This is a genomic window from Actinomadura sp. NPDC000929 (assembly GCF_040492065.1).
GTDB lineage: Bacteria > Actinomycetota > Actinomycetes > Streptosporangiales > Streptosporangiaceae > Spirillospora > Spirillospora verrucosospora.
Window position 1 is genome coordinate 1 of the sequence record NZ_JBEUPA010000023.1, and the last position, 21958, is coordinate 21958.

17 protein-coding genes are annotated in these 21958 nt (G+C 73.2%); 11 read left to right on the forward strand and 6 right to left on the reverse strand.

Annotated features, from left to right (window positions below; translation table 11 throughout):
• Positions 1 to 207 precede the first annotated feature (207 nt).
• Positions 208 to 2478 (forward strand): protein translocase subunit SecD, encoded by a 2271-nt coding sequence (gene secD, locus ABWI04_RS11470; RefSeq protein WP_353832346.1) that lies wholly within the window; start codon positions 208 to 210, stop codon positions 2476 to 2478.
• A 47-nt stretch (positions 2479 to 2525) separates the two neighbouring features.
• On the opposite strand, the gene ABWI04_RS11475 is transcribed toward secD, so the two are convergent.
• Positions 2526 to 3665, reverse strand: a complete 1140-nt coding sequence (locus ABWI04_RS11475; protein ID WP_353832347.1) for a septum formation family protein — start codon at positions 3663 to 3665, stop codon at positions 2526 to 2528.
• Between the two features lie 113 nt (positions 3666 to 3778).
• Positions 3779 to 5665, reverse strand: coding sequence for a glycoside hydrolase family 15 protein (locus ABWI04_RS11480; protein ID WP_345174468.1), 1887 nt, complete (start codon positions 5663 to 5665; stop codon positions 3779 to 3781).
• Positions 5666 to 5992: 327 nt separating this feature from the next.
• Between ABWI04_RS11480 and ppdK the strand changes: the two genes are divergently transcribed.
• From ppdK to sigJ, 7 genes are all read left to right on the forward strand, one after another.
• Positions 5993 to 8692, forward strand: a complete 2700-nt coding sequence (gene ppdK / locus ABWI04_RS11485; protein WP_353832348.1) for a pyruvate, phosphate dikinase — start codon at positions 5993 to 5995, stop codon at positions 8690 to 8692.
• A gap of 121 nt (positions 8693 to 8813) precedes the next feature.
• A complete protein-coding gene (locus ABWI04_RS11490) occupies positions 8814 to 9644 on the forward strand; it encodes a YdcF family protein (RefSeq protein WP_353832349.1) in 831 nt (276 codons plus the stop codon).
• Between the two features lie 33 nt (positions 9645 to 9677).
• On the forward strand, positions 9678 to 10952 hold the full coding sequence (locus ABWI04_RS11495) for a deoxyguanosinetriphosphate triphosphohydrolase (RefSeq protein ID WP_353832350.1): 1275 nt from the start codon (positions 9678 to 9680) through the stop codon (positions 10950 to 10952).
• Between the two features lie 117 nt (positions 10953 to 11069).
• Positions 11070 to 12296, forward strand: a complete 1227-nt coding sequence (locus ABWI04_RS11500; protein WP_353832351.1) for an NAD(P)/FAD-dependent oxidoreductase — start codon at positions 11070 to 11072, stop codon at positions 12294 to 12296.
• A gap of 46 nt (positions 12297 to 12342) precedes the next feature.
• Positions 12343 to 13512 carry an MFS transporter gene (locus ABWI04_RS11505; protein WP_353832352.1) on the forward strand — a complete coding sequence of 390 codons (1170 nt, stop codon included), beginning with the start codon at positions 12343 to 12345 and terminating at the stop codon, positions 13510 to 13512.
• A 71-nt stretch (positions 13513 to 13583) separates the two neighbouring features.
• The gene (locus ABWI04_RS11510; protein ID WP_345174484.1) at positions 13584 to 14045 is read left to right on the forward strand and encodes a GtrA family protein; all 462 of its coding nucleotides are present in this window, start codon (positions 13584 to 13586) and stop codon (positions 14043 to 14045) included.
• Positions 14046 to 14103: 58 nt separating this feature from the next.
• Positions 14104 to 14964 carry an RNA polymerase sigma factor SigJ gene (sigJ, locus tag ABWI04_RS11515; RefSeq protein WP_353832353.1) on the forward strand — a complete coding sequence of 287 codons (861 nt, stop codon included), beginning with the start codon at positions 14104 to 14106 and terminating at the stop codon, positions 14962 to 14964.
• Positions 14965 to 14972: 8 nt separating this feature from the next.
• Here sigJ and ABWI04_RS11520 read toward each other — a convergent pair whose 3' ends face one another.
• A complete protein-coding gene (locus ABWI04_RS11520) occupies positions 14973 to 15842 on the reverse strand; it encodes an LLM class F420-dependent oxidoreductase (RefSeq protein ID WP_353832354.1) in 870 nt (289 codons plus the stop codon).
• A 132-nt stretch (positions 15843 to 15974) separates the two neighbouring features.
• Between ABWI04_RS11520 and ABWI04_RS11525 the strand changes: the two genes are divergently transcribed.
• Positions 15975 to 16364 (forward strand): MerR family transcriptional regulator, encoded by a 390-nt coding sequence (locus ABWI04_RS11525; protein ID WP_345174488.1) that lies wholly within the window; start codon positions 15975 to 15977, stop codon positions 16362 to 16364.
• Here the strand turns inward: ABWI04_RS11525 and ABWI04_RS11530 are convergent.
• Together ABWI04_RS11530 and ABWI04_RS11535 are read right to left on the reverse strand one after the other, a co-directional pair.
• Positions 16316 to 16741, reverse strand: coding sequence for a hypothetical protein (locus ABWI04_RS11530; protein ID WP_345174491.1), 426 nt, complete (start codon positions 16739 to 16741; stop codon positions 16316 to 16318). The two genes, ABWI04_RS11525 and ABWI04_RS11530, sit on opposite strands and share 49 nt — an antisense overlap.
• A complete protein-coding gene (locus ABWI04_RS11535) occupies positions 16729 to 17337 on the reverse strand; it encodes a TIGR03086 family metal-binding protein (protein WP_353832355.1) in 609 nt (202 codons plus the stop codon). Before ABWI04_RS11535 ends, ABWI04_RS11530 begins: the two co-directional genes overlap by 13 nt.
• Before the next feature lie 82 nt (positions 17338 to 17419).
• Between ABWI04_RS11535 and pdxR the strand changes: the two genes are divergently transcribed.
• Positions 17420 to 18838 carry a MocR-like pyridoxine biosynthesis transcription factor PdxR gene (gene pdxR / locus ABWI04_RS11540; RefSeq protein WP_353832356.1) on the forward strand — a complete coding sequence of 473 codons (1419 nt, stop codon included), beginning with the start codon at positions 17420 to 17422 and terminating at the stop codon, positions 18836 to 18838.
• Here the strand turns inward: pdxR and ABWI04_RS11545 are convergent, their stop codons facing one another.
• Positions 18839 to 20113: an ABC transporter ATP-binding protein gene (locus ABWI04_RS11545; RefSeq protein WP_345174494.1), complete on the reverse strand. Its 1275-nt coding sequence runs from the start codon at positions 20111 to 20113 to the stop codon at positions 18839 to 18841. It lies immediately after the preceding gene.
• 267 nt (positions 20114 to 20380) lie between these two features.
• Between ABWI04_RS11545 and ABWI04_RS11550 the strand changes: the two genes are divergently transcribed.
• Complete coding sequence (locus tag ABWI04_RS11550) at positions 20381 to 21925, forward strand: M20/M25/M40 family metallo-hydrolase (RefSeq protein ID WP_353832357.1); 1545 nt, start codon at positions 20381 to 20383, stop codon at positions 21923 to 21925.
• The last annotated feature ends 33 nt before the right edge of the window (positions 21926 to 21958 follow it).

The following is a 21958-nucleotide window of genomic DNA, read 5'->3' on the forward strand; positions in this document are numbered from 1 at the left end:
CACGCGACGCCCCCCGCCTCCGGCGACGAGACCCGGCCGCCGTCCGGGCGCCTCGTCAGGGCCGGCTCCGCGCACGTCACGCCCGACGTCGCGCCGCGGGGCGCCCCGCGCGGGCGCGCTCCGCCCGCCTCCACAGGGATCTGAGCTCTCTGTCCCCGGTGCCGCACGTCGACGTGCGGCACCGAAACCCCTGTGTGGAGGTTCCCCTTGACTCGCGCCAACGTGGTGCGGGCGGTACTGGCGTTCGCCGTGCTCGCCACATCGTTCTACTTCGCCTGGTCCAAACCCGCCCGCCTCGGCCTCGACCTCCGCGGCGGCACCCAGATCGTCCTGGAGACGCAGGACTCCCCGGCCGTGATGGCCGACCGGGAGTCCACCGACCGCGCCCGCGAGGTGCTGCAACGGCGCGTCGACGCGCTCGGGGTCGCCGAGTCGTCCATCACCCGCTCCGGCGACCGGCGCCTGATCGTCGAACTGCCGGACGTCCAGGACCCGACCCGCGCCGCCGCCGCCATCGGCAAGACCGCGCAGCTCACGGCGCACCCGGTGCTGCCCGCCGCCGGCACGCCCGCGGCGGGGCAGCAGCTGATCCCCGATGAGAGCGGTCAGCAGATCCTGATCGGCCCCGCGGCGCTCACCGGTGCCGGGATCGGGTCGGCGAGCGCCTCCTACGACCCGCAGAACCTCGGCGGCTGGGCCGTCGACGTCCGGTTCAAGGGCGGCGGGGGCGCCACCTGGGAGCGGCTGACCGCCAAGGCCGCCTGCGCGGCGGGGGACGAGCGCCGCGTCGCCATCGTGCTGGACGGCAAGGTGATCTCCTCTCCGCAGGTCACCGAGAGCGTCGCCTGCGGCGTCGGCATCACCGGCGGCTCCACCCAGATCACCGGGGACTTCAGCCCTACCGAGGCCAAGGACCTCGCGGCCCTCATCCAGGGCGGCTCGCTGCCCGTCCCCGTGAAGATCATCGAGCAGCGGGTGGTCGGCCCGACGCTCGGCGACGAGGCGATCGACGCCAGCGCCCGCGCCGCCGTCATCGGCATCGTCCTCACCGGCCTGTTCATCGTGGCCGTCTACCGGCTGGCGGGCCTGCTCGCCACGGTCGCGCTCGCCGGGTACGCGCTCATCTCCTACGGGGCTCTCGTCGCGGTCGGCGCCACCCTGACGCTGCCGGGGCTCGCCGGGTTCGTCCTGGCCATCGGCATGGCGATCGACGCCAACGTGCTGGCCTTCGAGCGCGCGAGAGAGGAGCGCGCCGCCGCGCCGGGGCGCAGCGCGCGGACGGCGCTGGCCGTCGGGTTCACCAAGGCGTGGTCGGCGATCGCCGACTCCGCCGCCACCACCGTGCTGGCCGCGGGCCTGCTGTTCTTCCTGGCCTCCGGGCCGGTCAGGGGCTTCGGCGTCACGCTGACCATCGGCGTGCTGGGCTCCCTCGTCTCGGCGATGCTGCTGAGCCGGGTCCTCACCGACGCCGCCGCCGCGCGCATGCCCCGGCTCAGCAAGGGCAGGGCGGGCGGCATCGGCGGCGCCGGCCGCATCCGGCGGTGGCTGGAGGACAGCGGCCCCGACCTGATGAAGCGCAGCCGCCTGTGGCTCGGCGTCTCCGCGCTCGCCGTCGTCCTCGCCGTCACGGGGATCTTCGCCCGCGGCCTGAACTACGGCGTGGAGTTCACCGGCGGCCGCCTGGTCGAGTACTCCACCTCCAGGCACGTCGACATCGACGCCGCCCGCGCTGCCGTCGCCGAGGCCGGATTCCCGCGCGCCGTCGTCCAGACCTCGGGGAAGGACGACATCTCGGTCCGGACGGCCGACCTCGGCAACGCGGAGGAGAAGCGCATCCGGGACGCCCTCGCGAAGGAGGGCGGCGGCGCCGTCAAGCAGCGCGACGAGCTGATCGGCCCCAGCCTGGGGGAGGAGTTGCGGACCAAGGCCCTCATCGCCCTCGGCGTGGCCCTGCTGGCCCAGCTCGCCTACCTGACGATCCGGTTCCGCTGGACGTTCGCGGCGGGCTCGGTGCTCGCCATGTTCCACGACATCGCGATCGTCACCGGGATCTTCGCCTGGCTGGGCAAGCCGATCGACGGCGTCTTCCTCGCCGCACTGCTCACGATCATCGGCTACTCGGTGAACGACTCGGTCGTCGTGTTCGACCGGGTCCGGGAGATGTGGGCGGCGAACCCCAGGGGGAGGTTCGCCGACATCGCCAACCGCGGCACGCTGCAGACGGTCCCGCGGACGATCAACACCGGCGTGGGCGCCCTGTTCATCCTGGCGGCGCTGGCCGTCCTCGGCGGCGACTCCCTGACCGACTTCGCCGTCGCGCTCCTGATCGGCATCGTCGTCGGCACGTACTCCAGCGTCTTCACGGCGACGCCGCTGGCCGTCGTCCTGGAGCGCCACGCCAAGACCCCGCCGCCCCAGAGCAAGCAGAAGTCCAGGCCGGTCCGCCGGACCCCGGGCAGCTCGGGCGCGGTCGTCTGACGCCCCCCGGGCCGCCGCCCTCCCCGGCGGCGGCCCGGAGGGGGACGTCACTTCTTCGGCACGAACGACCGCTTGAGCGGCCCGTTATTGCCGCCCGTGATCAGGCAGTACACGTCCCGATAGCCGAGTCTCCACTGCTGCTTGGTCGGCGTGGCGAACGTGGCGGAGACGCGGTCGGGCGGCGGATCGCCCTTCCAGATGTCCGCCGCCCGCCTCGCGCAGCCCTCCGAGGCCATCTTTTCGAGTTTCTTTATGCCCGGGTACTCCTTGCCCTGGAGCTTGTACGTCGCCAGCACCTGGAACTGATGCGGCAGATCGCAGTCCACGACCGGAGGGGTCATGCTCTCGTCCCACTTCTCCAGGCATTCGCCCTGCTCGAACATCGCCTCGTGCCGGGGAGTGATCACGGCGCGGCTGAGCGGTGCGGTGAGCGACTTGTCCTCGCCGACGTAGACGAGCGTGCACGTCACAGTCCGCTTCCCGCTCTCCCAGTCCTTGCGCTTGGGGAGCTCGGTCCGCGCGTCGAAATCGTCGTCCACGATCTTCTTGACGTTGTCCGGGGTGCGTTCCTCGCACAGCGCCGCCGCCTGGGCGGCGAGCCGTTGGACTCCGGGGAAGGGGCCGGCGGGGAGCGTCGCCTTGGCGACCACCTCACCGTTATGGGGGCTGGCGCAGGGGCTGGGATACACGTTCGGATCGGCCGGGTCATGGGTCTGCGCCGTGAAGCAGTCACCCACCTTCAGGGTCGACGACAGCACGTAGCCGTCCCGCTGACGCGGATCGGCCTCTGCTTCTCCGGCCGAGAACAGCGAGTCGCCGAACAGCGTCGCGATGATCGCCGCCGCCGCGAGCCAGGCCGCCGAGGCGCCGAGCCCGCCGAGCGCGAGACCCCTGCCGCCGCCTCCCCGGCGGCGGATCTGCACCAGGGCGGCGACGGCGAAGGCGATCGCGAACAGGACCAGGCCCACGGCACCGGTGACCAGGGCGGCGATGGCTAAGCCGTTCGTCCGCGCCCGGCCGGGCCGCTCGCCCGCGGTGGGCGAGGGCTCCGGATCGTCCGCGGGCGAGGTCTCGTCCGGTGGGGCGGCCGGGGCTTCGGCGGCGGGTGCGCGCGTGTCGGGGAGCGCCCAGGCGGGAGGCGGTTCGGGGACGGCCGGGTCGTCGTCAGGAGATGGTGGCGTGGTCACGGCGAAACGGTAGGCCGGACAATTCGGTAAAAACCGGTGTTCTGGGTGGTCGTCGCCGAGTCGTGATGAAGGAATCCCGTGGCCGGGGACCGGCCCGGCCACGGGTCCGGGGGTCAGGCGAGGGGCGGCTGGTCCGAGGGATTCTCCGCCCTGATCACCTGCATGACGGCGTTGATCAGCGCCAGGTGGGTGAAGGCCTGCGGGAAGTTGCCGAGGTGGCGGCCGGTGTGCGGGTCGATCTCCTCGGCGTACAGCTGCAGGGGGCTCGCGTAGGACAGCAGCTTCTCGCACAGGGCGCGGGCCCGCTCCAGCTCGCCGACCATCACCAGGGTGCTGACCAGCCAGAAGGAGCAGATCGTGAAGGTGCCCTCGTCCGATTCGAACCCGTCGTCGGTCTCCGACGCGCGGTAGCGCAGGACGAGGTCGTCCTCCGACAGCTCGTCGGCGATGGCGAGGACGGTCTCCCGGACGCGCTTGTCGTCGGCGGGCAGGAAGCCGAGCAGCGGGATCAGCAGCGCCGAGGCGTCCAGGGCCGTCGCGCCGTAGTGGGCGGTGAAGACGCCGCGCTCGTCCAGCGCGTTGGCGAGCACGTCGGCGTGGATCTCGTCGGCCGCGGCCTGCCAGCGCAGCGCCCGCTCCTGGTCGCCGCGGATGCGGGCGAGCCGCGCCCCGCGGTCGGCCGCGACCCAGCAGAACACCTTGGAGGAGGTGAAGTGCTGCGGTTCGCCGCGCACCTCCCACATGCCGCAGTCGGGCGTCCGCCAGTTGGCGAGGGCGTCCTCGACCTGCTTGACGACGATCTTCCACAGCCGGTCGTCGAGCCGGTCCCGCTTGCGCACGAACAGGTAGATGGAGCCGATGATCGCGCCCCACACGTCGTGCTGCGCCTGCATGTACGCCTCGTTGCCGATGCGCACCGGGCGGGCGTTGTCGTAGCCGGTGAGGTGGTCGAGCGTGGACTCGGGCAGCTCCTCGCGCCCGTCCAGCCCGTACATGATCTGCAGCTTGCCCTCGGCGGCCTCGGCGACGTCGGTGATGAAGTAGAAGAAGTCGTTGGCCTCCCAGTCGTAGCCGAGCGTGTAGAACGCCCAGAGGGCCATCGTGGAGTCGCGGATCCAGGTGTAGCGGTAGTCCCAGTTCCGGTCGCCGCCCGGCGTCTCCGGCAGCGACGTCGTCGCCGCGGCCGCGACCGCGCCGGACGGGGCGAACGTCAGCCCCTTCAGCGTCAGCGCGCTGCGCTGCAGGTGGCTGCGCCACGGGTGGTCGGGGAACCGGCCCCGGTCAAGCCAGTGCTGCCAGTGGTGGACGGTCCAGACGAGCCGCTCCTGCGCCTCCTCCCACGAGGAGGGCGCCGCGTGCTCGCTCCAGGACAGCGCCACGAAACGGGACTCGCCCTGCTTCAGCAGCGTCCGGGACGTGGCGAGCGACCCCTCGAACCCGACGTTCATGTCGGTGGTGAGCCGCAGGCCGACGCCGTTGCCGCGCGCGGCGGCCTCGTGGTAGCCGGAGCCGGTGTGCTCCCAGCGCGCCGGCGTCTGCCCGTAGTCGAACACCGGCATGCAGTCGAGGCGGACCTGCACCTGCCCGTTCACGCAACGCACCATCCGCAGCAGGACGTGGTCGGCGTCGTAGTCGGTCGGCGCCCTGCGGTGCGTGTGGGACCGTTCCGTCTCGTGGTGCCACGGGCCCATGAGCAGCGCGTCCGTCACGACCAGCCAGCCGCCGTGCACCCACCAGGTGGTCTCCATCACCATGGTCCCCGGGATGTAGCGCTGCGCGGCGGGCACCTCCACGCCCGCGGGGCCGACCCGGAAGTATCCGGCGTCCCGGTCCAGGATGGAGCCGAACACGCTGGGCGAGTCCATCCTGGGCAGGCACATCCACTCGATGTTGCCGCTGGGCGCGACCAGGGCGGTCGTCTCGCAGTCGGACAGGAACCCGAAATCGGCGATGGGGGCGAACGGATCTCCCGCCCGGCCGCCGGCGACCTTCGGCCTCACAACGTCACCTCCTTGATTCATCATTCCCTCTCCCACGCGATGGGCGTGTCTTGGGTACGGGCCGCCCCCCGGGACGGGGCGCCCGGGCGGTGCGGTTGGAGCGGTGTGTCCCTGGTCTCCCTATTGGAATAGACCATTATCCGCGGTCTGAGCTGGGATAACTCCCCTCGGCGCACCGGGCGCCGAGCAAGTCTCGGGTTCGCGGGTACAGTCCCGGCAAACAGGGCAGCGGACCCGCCGCCGCCTGGGGTGACGCGACGCCGCGCGCCCCGCGGAGGCGGGCCCGGAACTGCCACTGGGTGGAACCGGAGCGAGAAGGAGCTCCCCGTGCGGAAGTTCGTGTACGACTTCACTGAGGGAAACAAGGACCTCAAGGACCTCCTGGGGGGCAAGGGCGCCAACCTGGCCGAGATGACCAATCTCGGCCTGCCCGTGCCGCCGGGGTTCACGATCACCGCGGAGGCCTGCCGGCACTACCTCGAGCACGGGAGCCTGCCCGACGGCCTGGCGGACGAGGTGAACCGGCACCTGGCCGACCTGGAGTCCGCGATGGGCAAGAAGCTCGGCCAGAGCGACGACCCTCTCCTGGTCAGCGTGCGGTCCGGCGCCAAGTTCAGCATGCCGGGCATGATGGAGACCGTCCTCAACGTCGGGTTGAACGACGAGTCCGTCCACGGCCTCGCCTCGCAGGCGGGCGACGAGCGGTTCGCGTGGGACTCCTACCGCCGGCTGATCCAGATGTTCGGCAAGACCGTCATGGACATCGACGGCGACCTGTTCGAGGACGCCGTCGAGGACGTCAAGCGGGCCAGGGGCAGCGACGACGACGGCGACCTGACCGCCGGGGACCTCAGGGAGCTCGTCGACCGGTTCAAGGTCATCGTACGGGAGAAGACGGGCCGCGAGTTCCCGACCGATCCGCGCGAGCAGATGGACCTGGCCATCGAGGCGGTGTTCAACTCCTGGAACGCGCCCCGCGCCATCCTCTACCGGCGGCAGGAGCGCATTCCCGTCGACCTCGGCACGGCCGTCAACATCTGCTCGATGGTCTTCGGCAACATGGGCCTGGACTCGGGGACGGGTGTCGCCTTCACCCGGGACCCCGCGTCCGGGCAGCAGGGCATCTACGGCGACTACCTCCAGAACGCCCAGGGCGAGGACGTCGTCGCGGGCATCCGCAACACCGTCCCGCTGAAGGAACTGGAGCGCATCGACAAGGCGTCCTACGACCGGCTGCTCGAGATCATGGAGACGCTGGAGAACCACTACCGCGACATGTGCGACATCGAGTTCACGATCGAGCGCGGGAAGCTGTGGATGCTGCAGACCCGGGTCGGCAAGCGGACCGCCGGCGCGGCGTTCCGGATCGCCTGCCAGCTGCTCGACCAGGGCCTCATCGACCTGGACGAGGCCGCCCGCCGCGTCACCGGCGACCAGCTCGCCCAGCTGATGTTCCCCCGCTTCACCGACCGGGTGGACGGGGTCAAGAAGATCACCAAGGGCATGAACGCCTCGCCCGGCGCGGCCGTCGGCAAGGCCGTGTTCACCTCCGAACGCGCGGTGGAGCTGGCCGAGCGGGGCGAGGACGTGATCCTCGTCCGCCGCGAGACCAACCCCGACGACCTCGCCGGCATGGTCGCCGCCAAGGGCGTCCTGACCTCCCGCGGCGGCAAGACCTCGCACGCCGCGGTCGTCGCGCGCGGCATGGGCAAGACGTGCGTCTGCGGCGCCGAGGAGCTCGACGTCGACGTCAAGGGCGGCCACTTCACCGCGCCCGGCGGCGTCACGGTCCGGGAGGGCGACGTCATCTCGATCGACGGGTCGTCCGGCGAGGTCTACCTCGGGGAGGTGGCGGTCGAGGACTCGCCCGTCGTCCGCTACTTCGAGGGGCAGCTGGCGGTCGAGGACGGCGACGACCTCGTCAAGGCCGTGGACCGGGTCATGCGGCACGCCGACGCGCGGGCCGCGCTGAAGGTCCGCGCGAACTCCGACAACCCGGAGGACTCCGCCCGGGCCCGCCGGTTCGGCGCCGCCGGCATCGGGCTGTGCCGCACCGAGCACATGTTCCTCGGCGACCGGCGGCAGCTCGTCGAGCAGCTCATCCTCGCCGAGGACGACGACGAGCGGCAGGCCGCGCTGGACGCCCTGGAGCCGCTCCAGAAGAGCGACTTCGAGGGCATCTTCGAGGCGATGGACGGACTGCCCGTCACCATCCGGCTCATCGACCCGCCGCTGCACGAGTTCCTCCCCGACATCACCGAGCTGTCGGTCAGGGTCGCGCTCGCGGGCGACGAAGCGGACGCCAAGGACCGGAGACTGCTCGAAGCAGTCAACCGACTGCACGAGCAGAACCCTATGCTGGGCCTGCGCGGCGTGCGGCTGGGTTTGGTGATTCCCGGTCTGTTCGCGATGCAGGTGCGCGCGATCGCCGAGGCCGCGGCGGCGCGCAGGCGGGCCGGCGGCGACCCGCGCCCGGAGATCATGATCCCGCTGGTCGGGGCGGTCCAGGAGCTGGAGGCCGTGCGCGACGAGGCGCGCGACATCCTCGCCGCGGTCAGGGAGTCGAGCGGGGTCGACGTCCCGGCGCTGATCGGCACGATGATCGAGCTGCCCCGGGCGGCGCTGACCGCCGGGCAGATCGCCGAGGCCGCCGAGTTCTTCTCCTTCGGCACCAACGACCTCACCCAGACGACCTGGGGCTTCTCCCGCGACGACGTGGAGGCGGCGTTCTTCTCGCGCTACCTGGAGCTCGGGATCTTCGGGGTGTCGCCGTTCGAGACCCTCGACCGCGAGGGGGTCGGCAGGCTCGTGCGCATCGCCGCCGAGGAGGGCCGCCGGGCGCGGCCCGGTCTCAAGCTCGGCATCTGCGGCGAGCACGGCGGCGACCCCGACTCGGTGCACTTCTGCCACGAGGTGGGCCTCGACTACGTGTCCTGCTCGCCGTTCCGCATCCCCGTGGCGCGGCTGGAGGCGGGCCGCGCGGCCATCGAGGCCGCCGACGCCTCCGGGGGCAGCGACAGCCGCTGACGTCCCGCCCGGCGGCCGGGGCCACCGCGCCCGGCCGCCGGGACCGATGTGGGACGGATGACACGCCGTCCTGGCGAACCTGGCGCGCATGCCGGAACATCTCACTAACGTGTCCGATGCGATGACGTTGGAAGCGGAGTTGCCGGAGTTCACGCCGGAAGACGATGAGACGGACGGTCCCGACGAGCGGGCGGACGGGCCGCGGCGGCGCCGTGGGCGCGGCCGGTGGCGCCGGTCGCCCTGGTTCGCGATCCCGGCCGGGATCCTTACCGGGCTGCTGGCGATCGCGGTGCTGACGCCGCTCGCCGTCGGCGCGCGGATCTGGCACCAGGCCCGCCAGGACGAGCGGCCCCGCTCGGACGCGATCATCGTGCTGGGCGCCGCGCAGTACAACGGGGTGCCGTCCCCGACGCTGAAATGGCGGCTCCAGCACGCCCTGGACCTGTACCGCCACGGGGTCGCGCCGGCCATCGTGACGGTGGGGGGCAAGGCCCCCGGCGACAACTACACCGAGGCGGGGGCCGGCCGGAACTGGCTGATCACCAAGGGCGGCGTGCCCGCCTCCCGGGTCTTCGAGGTGCCCGTCGGTCGCGACACGCTGGAGAGCATGAAGGCCGTCGGCAAGGAGTTCGACCGGCACCACTGGTCCTCGGGCGTGATCGTCACCGACCCGTGGCACGGGCTGCGGTCCAAGAAGATGGCCGAGGACAGCGGCATCAAGGCCGCCGCGTCGCCGACCCGCAGCGGCCCCAGCGTGCAGACCCGCGACACCCAGTTCCACTACATCGTTCGCGAGACCGGCGGGTACCTGTCGTACGTGCTGCTGGGCAAGAGCGTCCAGGTGCCGGACGAGACCATCAAGCGGATCCACATCGACCCGTCCGCGACGCCCTCGTCGTCCGCGCCCTCGTCGTCGTCCCCGCCCCCGTCCTCGCCGTCGCCGGGCCGCTGAGGACCCTCGCGGCCCTCTACCCTGGATAGGGACATGACGATCAACGTGACCACGGGCTACCACGGCCGTGACAAGGAACGCTGGGCGCCCGAGCCCCCCAAGCGGCGCGACCGCACGGCGTTCGAACGCGACCGGGCCCGGGTGCTGCACAGCGCCGCCCTCCGCCGGCTGGCCGCCAAGACGCAGGTCGCCTCGCCCGGCGCCGACGCCGTGGCCGACACCGTGCAGAGCCTGCGCACCCGCCTCACCCACTCGCTGGAGTGCGCGCAGGTCGGCCGCGAACTGGGCAAGTCGCTCGGCTGCGACCCCGACCTGGTGGAGACGGCCTGCCTGTCGCACGACATCGGGCATCCGCCGTTCGGGCACAACGGCGAGTACGCGCTCGACATCGTCGCCCGCGACTGCGGCGGGTTCGAGGGCAACGCGCAGAGCCTGCGCGTCCTGACCAGGCTGGAGCCGAAGTCCTTCGCCGCCGACGGCCCGCCCCTGCACGGACGCAGCGTCGGCCTCAACCTGACCCGCGCCGCGCTGGACGCCGCGATGAAGTACCCGTGGTCGCAGGCCGAGGCCGTGAACGGCAAGTTCGGCGTCTACGACGACGACGCGGACGTGGCGCGCTGGGTGCGCGACGGCGCCGAGCCGGGCCGCGCCTGCTTCGAGGCCCAGGTCATGGACTGGAGCGACGACGTCGCCTACTCCGTCCACGACCTGGAGGACGCGCTGGTCGCCGGGCACGTCGACTTCAACCGCCTCGCCGACCCCGCCGAGCGCCGCCTCGTCGCCGCCACGGCGGCGAAGCTGTACTGCCCCGACGCCGGCCAGGCCGAGCTGGAGGAGCGCTTCGCCGCGCTGCTCGCCGAGCCCTGCTGGCCCGACCGCTACGACGGCACCCCGCGCAGCCACGCCGCCCTCAAGAACCTGACCAGCACCCTGATCGGGCGGTTCTGCCTGGCCGCCGAGACCGCCACGCGGGAGGCCTACGGCGACCGCCCGCTCACCCGCTACGCGGCGGAACTGATCGTGCCGCGGCGGCAGCGGCTGGAGAACGCCCTGCTCAAGGGCATCACGGCGCACTACGTGTGGATCAGCCACGAGGAGGTCAGGGCCCGCCAGCGGACGCTGATCACCGAACTCGCGGAGATGATGCTCGCGGGCGCGCCGGAGACCCTCGACCCGGGCTTCCGCGACGCGTTCACGGACGCCTCCGACGACGCCGCCCGGCTGCGCGCCGTGATCGACCAGATCGCCTCCCTGACCGACCTGTCGGCGATGGCCCGCCACCGCATGCTGGGCGGACGCGGGTACTGACCCGGGGGACGGCCCGGCGCGGGCGGGGGACACGCCTCGACGCGCCAGCCGACGGACCCTTGTCTCGTGGCAGGCGCCGCTGTAGGGATAGCTACAGGTCCACTACAGGAGGTCACCATGCCCGAGGAGACGTTCGTCATCGCCGGCGCCGGCCTGGCCGGGGCCAAGGCGGCCGAGACGCTCCGTGAGGAGGGCTTCGCGGGAAGGGTGCTGCTGGTCGGGGAGGAGATCGAGCGGCCGTACGAGCGGCCTCCGCTGTCCAAGGGGTTCCTGCTGGACAAGGAGCCCCGGGACAAGGCCCACGTCCACGAGGCGGACTGGTACGACAAGCACGATGTGGAACTGCGGGCCGGCACGTCCGTCGCGGCCGTCGACCGGGGGGCGCACCAGGTCCGGCTGTCCACCGACGAGCCGGTCGCCTACGACAAGCTGCTGCTGGCGACGGGCGCGTCCCCGCGCCGGCTGGACGTGCCGGGCTCCAAGCTCCAGGGCATCCACTACCTGCGGACGATGGCCGACTCGGCCGCGCTGAAGCAGGCGCTGGCGCCCGGCGGCCGCCGGGTCGTGGTGGCCGGGGCGGGCTGGATCGGGCTGGAGACGGCGGCCGCCGCCCGCGCGCACGGCAACGAGGTGACGGTGATCGAGCCGGAGCCGGTGCCGCTGCACGCCGCGATGGGGCCCGAGCTCGGCGGCATGTTCGCCGACCTGCACCGCGAGCACGGAGTGGTCCTGCGGATGGACGAGGGCGTGGCCGGGTTCTGGGGCGCCGGCCAGGTCTCGGCGGTGGTGACCTCGGGCGGCGCGGAGGTGCCCGCGGACGTCGTGATCGTCGGCATCGGGGTGCGGCCCAACAGCGGGCTCGCCGAGGCGGCCGGGCTGGAGGTGTCCGACGGGATCCTCGTCGACCAGTCGCTGCGCACGTCCGATCCCGACATCTACGCGGCCGGGGACGTCGCCAACGCCTACCACCCGCTGCTCGGCCGCCGGATCCGCGTGGAGCACTGGGCGAACGCGCTGAACGGAGGTCCCGCCGCGGCCCGCGCGATGCTCGGCCGGGACGTCGTCCACGACCAGCTCCCCTACTTCTTCAGCGACCAGTACGACCTCGGCATGGAGATGTCGGGCGTCGCGGCGCCGGGGGAGTACGACGAGGTCGTGTACCGCGGGGACGTCCCGGGACGGGAGTTCATCGCGTTCTGGCTGTCGGGCGGGCGGGTCGTCGCCGGCATGAACGTCAACGTGTGGGACGTCACCGGGGACGTCCAGGCACTGATCCGCTCCGAGCGCCCCGTGGACGCCGCCCGCCTCGCCGACCCGGGGGTGCCGCTCGCGGACCTGGCGTGAGGCGGCCGGGCCGGCCCGGCCGCGCCGGCGACGTACAGTCTGCCGAGTGGTTACCGACAAGATCACGACGCTGTCCCGGGCGCGCGCCGCGGTGACGCTGGCGTTCGCCGCGCACGGCCTGCTCGGCGCCGCCTGGGTCGCCCGCATCCCCCAGATCAAGGAGCATCTCGGGCTGGGCGAGGGCGCGATGGGCGTGGCGCTGCTCGGCGCGCCCGTGGGCGTCGTCGCGGCGGTCCGGTTCGCGGGGCGGATCGTCGGCCGGTGGGGCAGCCGCGCGACGACGATCGCGGCGGGGGCCGCGGGCGCGCTGGCGCTGGTCCCGCTCGGCCTGGCCTGGAACCTCGGCGCGCTGATCCTCTCGCTGCTGCTGATGGGCGCCTCGCTCGGCCTCATGGACGTGGCGATGAACGCGCAGGGCGTCGCCGTGGAGCGCGGCTACGGCCGTCCCCTGATGTCCGGGCTGCACGGCTCCTACAGCATCGGGACGCTGCTGGCGGCGCTGGCCGGGTCGGCGGCCGCGCACGCGGGCGTCCCCGTCCCGCTGCATCTGGCGGTCGCGGCGGCGGCGCTGATCGCCTTGCTGGCCCTCGGCTGCCGCGGCCTGCTGGACCGCTCCGCCGACGAGCTCCCCGAACCGGGCGGGGACGCCCCGGCCCCCGCCCGCTCCCCGCGCCGGCCGCTGATCATGCTCGGCGTCATCGGGCTGTGCTCGTTCGTCGGGGAGGGCGCCATGGCCGACTGGAGCGCGATCTACCTGAGGGAGAACCTCGGCACGGGCCCCGGCGTGGCCGGGCTCGGCTACGCCGGGTGCGCGGTGGCGATGACCGTGGGCCGGCTCACCGGCGACCAGGTCGTCGCGCGCTTCGGGCCCGTCCCGGTGCTGCGGGGCGGCTCGCTGGCCGCCGCCCTCGGACTCGGCCTCGGGCTCGCGGCGGGCGACCCCACGGCGGCGGTGGCCGGATTCACGCTGTTCGGCCTCGGCGTGGCGGTCGTGGCGCCCGTCACCTTCAGCGCGGCGGGCAACGTGCCCGGCGTGCCGGCCGCGGCCGGGATCTCCCGGGTGACCGGCGTCGGCTACCTCGGCCTGCTCGGCGGCCCGCCCGTCATCGGGTTCATCGCGCAGGGCGTGGGGCTGACGTGGGCGCTGGCCGTCCCGGTCGCGCTGGTCGGGCTGATCGTCCTGCTGGCCCCGGCGGCGGTGACGGCCGAGCGGTGAGGCGGCGCCTGTTGATCTTTTGCGGGGGTTGCGACCTTCGTATATGTCCTACTCAGGTAAGGTCTGGGCGAGTGAGCACCATCCAGCGGTCGGGACCGGCCGAAACGGTCGCGTCCGCCCCGGCGCTGCGGACATTCCTCGGCGAACTGCTCAGTTTCGGTTTCGTGGGGTGCCTCGGCACGCTGATCATGATCTTCGGCGCCAACCTGATGCGCGCGTGGCTCGGCGGCAGCCCGGTCACGAGCGTCGTCGTGCCGACCGTGGTGTCCACGCTGTCCTCCTACCTGCTCAACCGGTTCTGGACGTTCCGGCACCGCGACAGCGACGGCTCCGGCCGGGAGGTCGCGATCTTCTTCGCGCTGAACGGCGTCGGGCTGCTGATCCAGGTGCTGTGCACCGGCTTCACCTACTACACCCTCGGGCTGCACGGCGGGGTCGCCTACAACCTGGGGCTCCTCGCGGGCGTCGGCCTCGGGTCGGCGTTCCGCTACTGGTCGTACAAGAAGTGGGTGTTCACCCCCGCCGCGGCATGAAACGCGGGGGCGCGGGGGTTGTCTCCTCACGCAGGCACAGCCGAGGCACGGAGCGGGCGTGAGCCGACTCGACGATGAATGGGCCGAGCACCGGCCGGCGGTGTTCGGCGCCGCGTACCGGATCACCGGGAGCGTCGCCGACGCCGAGGACATCACCCAGGACGTGTGGCTGCGCGCCTCCGCCCGGGAACCGCTGGACGACGTCCGCGACCTGCGCGCCTGGCTCCTCACGGTGGCCGCGCGCCGCGCGTACGACGTGCTGGGCTCGGCCCGCGCGCGGCGCGTGGAGTACGTGGGGCCGTGGCTGCCCGAGCCGCTGCTGACCGGGCCGGACGCCGCCGAGCCGGTGCTGATGGACGAGACGGCCGGGACCGCGATGCTGCTGGTCATGGAGGAGCTGTCGCCGCCGGAGCGCGTGGCGTTCGTCCTGCACCAGGCGTTCGAGGTGCCCTACGAGCAGATCGCCGGCGTGCTCGGCAGGTCGGCCGCCGCGTGCCGGCAGCTCGCGTCCCGCGCCCGCCGCAAGATCGCAGCTGCGCTGCCGTCCCGCCCGGCCCCGGCGGCCGAGCGCGACCGGGTGCTCGCGGCCTTCCGGTCCGCCTACGAGCGCGGCGACGAGGCCGCGCTGCTCGCGCTGCTGGACCCGGACGCCGTCTACACCACCGACGGCGGCGGGCAGGTCTTCGCCGCCCGCAAGGTCATCGCCGGGGCGGAGCGGGTGGCGACCGTGCTGCTGCGCGTCGGCGCCCGCAACCTGCTGCGGCTGGAGTTCGCGGAGGTCAACGGGCGCCGCGAGCTGCTGGTGCGGCGGGACGGCCGGGCGGCCGGGGTCGACACCGTGGAGGTCGAGGGCGGCCGCGTCACCGCCGTCCGCCGTGTCCTCAACCCCGCGAAGCTCACGTCCCTGCGCGGGATCTGAGCCGGGCCTCACCGCCCCGCTGGGACGATCTTCTCGGTCTGGGCCAGGGCCTCGGCGAGGATGCCCGCCAGGTCCTGGCCGGTGCCCTGCGAGAAGATCACCTGGTCGACGCCCCGCTCGGCGAGCCGCCCGACGGTGTCGACGGCGGCGCCGACCGAGGGTGTCCCGGTGAAGAAGGTCAGCGAGGTCTTCTCGATCTCGGCGTAGTCGCGGCCCTCGCGCTCGCAGTGCTCCTTCAGGACCTCCAGCTTGCGGGGCAGCTCGTCGCCGTCGAAGAGGTTGCAGGCGTCGGCGTACTTCGCGACGAACCGCAGCGTCTTCTTCTCCCCGCCCCCGCCGACGAGGATCGGCGGGTGGGGGCGCCGCAGCGCGGGCGGCGAGTTGAGCGGGCGCTCCAGCCTGTAGTGCTCGCCCTCGAACGGCGACTCGTCGCCGTCCCACATCCGGTGGGCGATCCGCAGCGTCTCCTCCAGCCGCTCGAACCGCTCCGCGGTCGGCGGGAACGGGATGCCGAGGCCGCGCGACTCCTCGTCGTTCCAGGCCGCGCCGACGCCGAGCCACGCGCGCCCGCCCGACAGGACGTCCAGCGTGGTCACGGTCTTGACCAGCACGCCGGGGTGCCGGTAGGTGACGCCGGTGACCATCGTCCCGAGCGTGATCCGCTCCGTCAGCGCCGCCGCGTACGCGAGCGCGGAGTAGCCCTCCAGCATGGGCTCCTCCGGCCGTCCCACGGCGCCGATCTGGAAGAAGTGGTCCATCACCCAGAGCGAGTGCAGCCCGCCCTGGTCCGCCTCGCGGGCGACGCGGCCGAACGTGGGGCCGATCTGCTCCGGCCCTCCGGGAAAGGTGAAGCTCGGAACCTGGAGTCCAATGCGCATGGCGAGTCCTTCGCGTGCCTCGTGGTGTAAGCCTCTCCTTCCCACTCTGCGACCTGGAGCGCACTCCAGGTCAAGCGCGCGGACCGGCCGGACGTTGACCTGGAGTGCGCTCCAGGTGCGATCCTGGAGTGCGTGAGCTCCTACTCTCCCGCCGAGACCGCCGAGAAGAGCGGTTTCAGCATCGACACGCTGCGTTACTACGAGAAGATCGGGCTGCTGTCCGGGATCGCGCGGAACGCGTCGGGACGGCGCGTGTTCTCCGACGACGACCTGCAGTGGCTCGGGATGCTGCGCTGCCTGCGCGGCACCGGCATGCCGATCGCCGAGATGCTGCGCTACTCCGAGCTGGCCCGCGGCGGCGGCGAGACCGTCCAGGAGCGGCTCGACCTGCTGCAGGAGCACGACCGCCGGGTCGAGGAGCAGATCGCCATCCTGCGCGCGCAGCAGCGGCAGATCAAGGTGAAGATCGGCTTCTACCGGGAGGCGTCGCTGACCTGCGAGGCCGCTCCCGCCCCGGCCTGAGCGAGGACGCGCTCCGCGCGCGCCCACGTCTCGGCCGGCTCGAAGGCGTCCGCCCACCAGGTGTCGGCGCGGATCGTCCCGCGCCGCCGGAACCTGCGCATGACGGCGACGTGCGGCGGCCAGGCAACGAAGCCGCGCAGCGCGGCGTCGCCGGTCCAGACCGAGACGGAGCCGCACCTGCGCCGGCGGAGGTCGGTCCACAGCCACAGGCCGACGGCCCCCTCCAGGTCGGGCCACGACCGGCGCAGCGCCATGCCCGCGTGGAAGGCCCTCGGCAGGTCGAGCGGACGCGCGCAGGTGAAATCGGTGACGCTGACGAGGACCGGGCCCGTCGCCCGGACCGGCCCGCCGCGCCACGCGGTCCTCAGGAGCGCCATGAGGGGTCCCGGCCGAGGAGGGTGAGCAGGCGGTCCCGCGACTCCGCGCCGGCCGGGGAGGGGACGGCCGGGGCGAACGAGTCGCCGGGCCCCCGGCCGTCCTCGGGGACGATGGCGGCCACCTTGAGGGACGCCTCCACGAGGTCGCCGGAGGGCTCCCAGGCGGCTCCGATCGAGGCGGCGACGTCCCAGGCGTGCACGACGAGGTCGACGAAGTGGAAGCTGATCGCCAGCGCCGCGGGGAAGGCGCCGCCGTCGCGGATCTCGGGGAGGACGAGTTCGGCGTCCGGGGCCGCCTCCGCGAACGCCCTCGTCACGAGGTCGGCGGAGGCCCGCGCCGCGGCGAGGGGGTCGTCGCCGAGGTCGCCGCCGCGCCACGCGGACAGCCGCGCGCCCTCGCCCCGGGCGGCGGCCGCGAAGCCCTCGTCCTGGCTCACCTGGTGGCGCAGCAGGCCGTGCAGCGTCCAGTCGGGGCACGGCGTCGGCAGCCGCAGCGCGTCCGGCTTCACCTGCGCGACGAGGGACAGGTAGAGATCGGCCGCTTTCCGGTCGAGTGGCCGGAAATCGGTGGTGAGGAGTTCGTTGAGCAGGTCCATACCGCCACGCTAGGGACGCGCAGAGGCCCAGGTACAGGTCCAAAATTGCGCATAATGACTGAGCCGATTTAGGCTCGGCGCCGTGGACCTCCACGTGAGCCTGGTGGGGCGCCGCGACCTCGCCGGGCAGATCTACGGCCAGCTGCGCGCCGCGATCCTGGACGGCCGGCTGCGCGCGGGGGAGGCGCTGCCGCCGACGCGCGAGCTGGCCCGGCGCCTGGCGATCTCCCGCAACACGGTCGGCGTCGCCTACGACCGGCTCGCGGCCGAGGGGTTCCTGACGAGCCGGGTCGGCGCGGGGACGTTCGTCCGGGAGACCGGGTCCGCCGCGCGGGGCGCGCCCGCCGCCTCGCCGCTGCGCCCGCGCGGCGTGTGGGCCGGGGTGTCCGCCTGGCCGGCGCCGATGCCCGGGATCCGGTGGGACTTCCGCGCTGGGCTGCCCGACGTGCGGCTGTTCCCCTACGAGGCATGGCGGCGGATCATGTCGGGGCTGCTGCGGCCGTCGGCGCTGGCCGATCCCGCCTCGGCGGCCGACCCGGCGGGGCTGCCCGCCCTGCGCGAGGCCGTCGCCCGCCACGTGGGCGTCTCGCGGTCGGTGCGGGCGAGCGGGGCCGACGTCGTCGTCACGTCCGGCGTCCAGCAGGCCCTCGACCTCATCGTCCGGGTCCTGCTGGAACCGGGCGACGTGGTCGCCGTGGAGGACCCCGGGTACCCGCCCGTGCGGATGCTCCTCGCCGCGGCCGGGATGCGGGTGCGCGGCGTGCCGGTCGACGCCGAGGGGCTCCGGGTGGACGCGCTGCCCGGCGACGCGCGGGCCGTCTACGTCACGCCCTCGCACCAGTTCCCGCTCGGCATGCCGATGTCGCTGCCGCGCCGCAGGGCGCTGCTCGACTGGGCGCGGCGGCGGGACGTGGTGATCGTCGAGGACGACTACGACACCGAGTACCGGTACGGCGGGCGGCCCGTCGAGCCGCTGCAGAGCCTCGACGAGGACGGCCGCGTCCTGTACACCGGCACCTTCTCCAAGATCATGCGGCCGGTGCTGCGCCTGGGGTTCCTGGTGGCGCCGCCGTCGCTGCACCACGCGTTCCGCATGGCGCGCTACGTCTCGTCCTGGCATGCCGAACTGCCCGCGCAGGCGGCCCTCGCCCGGTTCATCGACGAGGGCCTGCTCGCCCGCCACATCCGCAGGTCCCGCCGCGAGTACCGGGCGCGGCACGAGCGCGTCGCCGAGCGGGTGGCCGGGCTGCCGGGGGACCGGCTCGACCTCGTCCCGTCCGAGGCGGGGCTGCATCTGAGCGCGGTGTTCCGGGACGGCGCGGACGACGCCGCCGTCGCCGCGAGGGCGCTCACCGAGGGCGTCGGGCTGTTCGCGCTGTCGGAGTTCGCCGTGACCGGGCCGCCCGGCGCGGGCCTGGTCTTCGGGTACGGCGCCGTGACGCCGCCCGAGATCGACGAGGGGATGCGCCGGCTCGCCGGCGTCCTGCGCGGCCGCTCGTGACTAGCGGTGGACGGGCGTGATGCGCCGGCCGTCCGCGCCGAAGAACAGGATCCGGTCCAGGTCGACCGCCAGCGCGACGCGGTCGCCCCGGTCGGGCCGCCCGCCGGGCGCGATGCGGAAGACGAGGTCGGACCGCCGGTGGTGGCCCGCGTGCTCCTCGACCGGCTCCTGCGCCTCGGCCGGCCTGCCGAACAGCGCCCGGACCCGATCGCGCAGCCCGGGCCGCTCCGCCGCGGGGGCCTGCGGCCGCTCGGGCCGGCCGACCTCGTTCGCGTCCACCGTGGGGATGCCGGCCTCGGCGTAGGCGAGCCACTCGTGGCCGTGGAACTCCAGCGCGCGGACCTGCCCGGACAGGACGGTCCCGGCCGGGGCGGGCGAGCCCGGGGCGATCGGCATCATCGTGTCGGGGCGGATCCCGACGATCACGGGCCGGCCCTGGTGGCTGATCAGCGCGGACGCCCGCGGGTCGTTCCAGGGCAGCGTGAGCCGCTGCGGTCCGAGGTCGAGCATCAGCCCCTGGCCCTCGACCGCCCACAGGGTGGCCTGCAGCAGGTTGATCGGAGGGGAGCTGAGGAACGCGGCCACGAACACGGTCGCCGGGTCCTCGTAGATCTGCTCGGGGGTGCCGACGTCCTCCAGGACGCCGTCGCGCAGCACGGCCATCCGGTCGGCCATCGTCATGGCCTCGACCTGGTCGTGCGTGACGTAGACGGTGGTGGTGCGGCTGGAGCGCACCAGCGCGGCGATCTCCACGCGCAGCTCCGCGCGCAGGCCCGCGTCCAGGCTCGACAGCGGCTCGTCCATCAGGAACAGCGACGGCTCGCGGATCAGCGCCCGGCCGATCGCGGCCCGCTGCCGCTGGCCCCCCGACAGCGTGCGCGGCAGCCGGTCGATCATCGTGTTGATGCCGAGCGCGCGCGCCAGCTCGACGACCTTCGCGGACGCCTCGGCGCGGTCGTCCCCGGACACCTCCAGCGGGAACATCATGTTGCCCTTGACCGTGCGGTGCGGGTAGAGCGCGCCCTCCTGGAAGACCATCGCCACGTTCCGTTCGCGCGGCGGCAGGTCGTTGGCGACGGTGCCGTTCAGCCACAGGTCCCCGCCGGTGATCTCCTCCAGCCCGGCGATCATGCGCAGGATGGTCGACTTGCCGCAGCCGGACGGTCCGAGCAGGACGAAGAGCTCCCCGTCGCTGATGCGCAGGCGGACGTCGCGGACCGCCACCTGCCCGCCGGGATACACCTTGTCGACGCCGTCCAGCACAACATCCGTCATCGAGTCCGCCTGGGGGTGGGCAAATCTACGGTGGGCCATCTCATCGCGGCGCGGTCCACATTGTCCAGAGTAAAACCAGGGTTACCCGCCGTTAATCCGTCCGAGTCCGGCCACCGGATCGTATATTCCCGGCATTGCTGGATGTTCCCGACTTCGACCTGTTCGGCGCCGTGCCGGGGGTCCGGCGGGCCGCCGCCCTGGAGATCGGCGGCCCGCCGTGTCACCTTTGATCACGAAGCCCGTCCAGGGTTCGAAGGAGGAGCTCCCATGCCCGACTCCCCACCCCCCGTCACCCGCCGAACCTTCCTGCACCGCACCGGCGCGGGCGCCGTCCTGCTCGCGGGCGGCGTGCTCGCCGGCGGCACCGCCGCCGCGGCGCCGGCCGGCCGGTCCGCCCTCGCCGGCCCCGCCCGCAGGCCCGCGCCCGCCGACCTCGACCCGCTGGCCCTGCTGAAGAAGATGCTGTCGTTCGACACCCAGAACTTCGGGGAGGGCGGCGTCACCCGGCCCCACGCCGAGATGCTCAAGGCCGTCTGGGACTCCGCGGGGGTCCCCGCGGAGATCATCCCCACGCCGAAGAAGGACAACGTCCACCTCGTCGCCCGGATCGAGGGCGGCACCGCGGCGCCGCCGCTGCTCCTGCTCGGACATTCCGACGTAGTCCCGGTGGAACGTGACAAATGGTCGGTCGACCCGTTCGCCGGGACCGTCCGCGACGGCGAGGTCTACGGCCGCGGCGCCCTGGACATGAAGGGCGCCAACTCCGCCAACATCAGCGCCCTGCTCCGGCACGTCAAGGAGGGCGCGAGGTTCGACCGCGACATCATCGTCCTCACCGACTGCGACGAGGAGGCCGGGCAGTACGGCTCCCACTGGCTCGCCGAGCACCACTGGGACAAGGTCAACGCCGGCATGGTGCTCACCGAGGGCGGCTGGTTCCTCGCCCAGAAGGACCGGCGGACGCCGATGCTCATCACGGTGACGCGCCAGGACAAGGTCTACTTCAACCTCGACCTCGCCGCCGGCGGCACCGCCACCCACTCCTCCAAGCCCAATCCCGACTCGGCCATCGCCCGGCTCTCCCGCGCCGTCGCCGACCTCGACGCCTGGCTCGCGCCGGTCGCGCTCACCCCCGTGACGCGGGAGTACTTCGGCGCGCTCGCCAAGGCCACCGACGACCGCCCGTTCGAACGGGCGCTGCGGCTGCTGCTGTCCGCGCGGTCCCAGCAGGCCCGTGAGCGGGCGGCCGCGCTCGTCGTCAAGCGCAGCTCCTACCCGTGGCTGCACCAGGCCCTCCTCCGCACGACGCACGCCTTCGTGATCGAGGACGCGGGCTACAAGGAGAACGTCATCCCGTCCAAGGCCACGCTGCGCGTCAACTGCCGGGGCGTCCCCGGCGGCCAGCGGCCGCGCGACTTCCTGGCCGCGATCCGGCGGCGCCTCGCCGGCCGCGAGGTGACCGTCACGCTCGCGGGCAACCCGGGGGAGTCGGAGGAGGACGCCCTCAGGAGGCTGGACGAGACCTGGGCCAAGCCGCCGTCCAGGCTGGACTCGCCGCTGTACGAGGCCATCGGCGCCGCGGCCGCCGCGACCTATCCGGACGCGGTCTTCGCGCCCGCCCTCTTCGAGGCCGGGACGAGCCTGGCGCCGTGGACCTCCAAGGGCGTCCCCGGTTACGGCGTCTACCCCTACGTCGTCGACAACGACCAATTGATCGCGATGCACGGCAACGACGAGCGCATCGCCGTCGAGGCCCTCAAGCAGGGCACGGAGTTCATGTACCGGCTCTTCGGCCGCTTCCGGATGGGCTGATCTACAGGCGCCCCCGGCCCCGCGGCCCGCGCG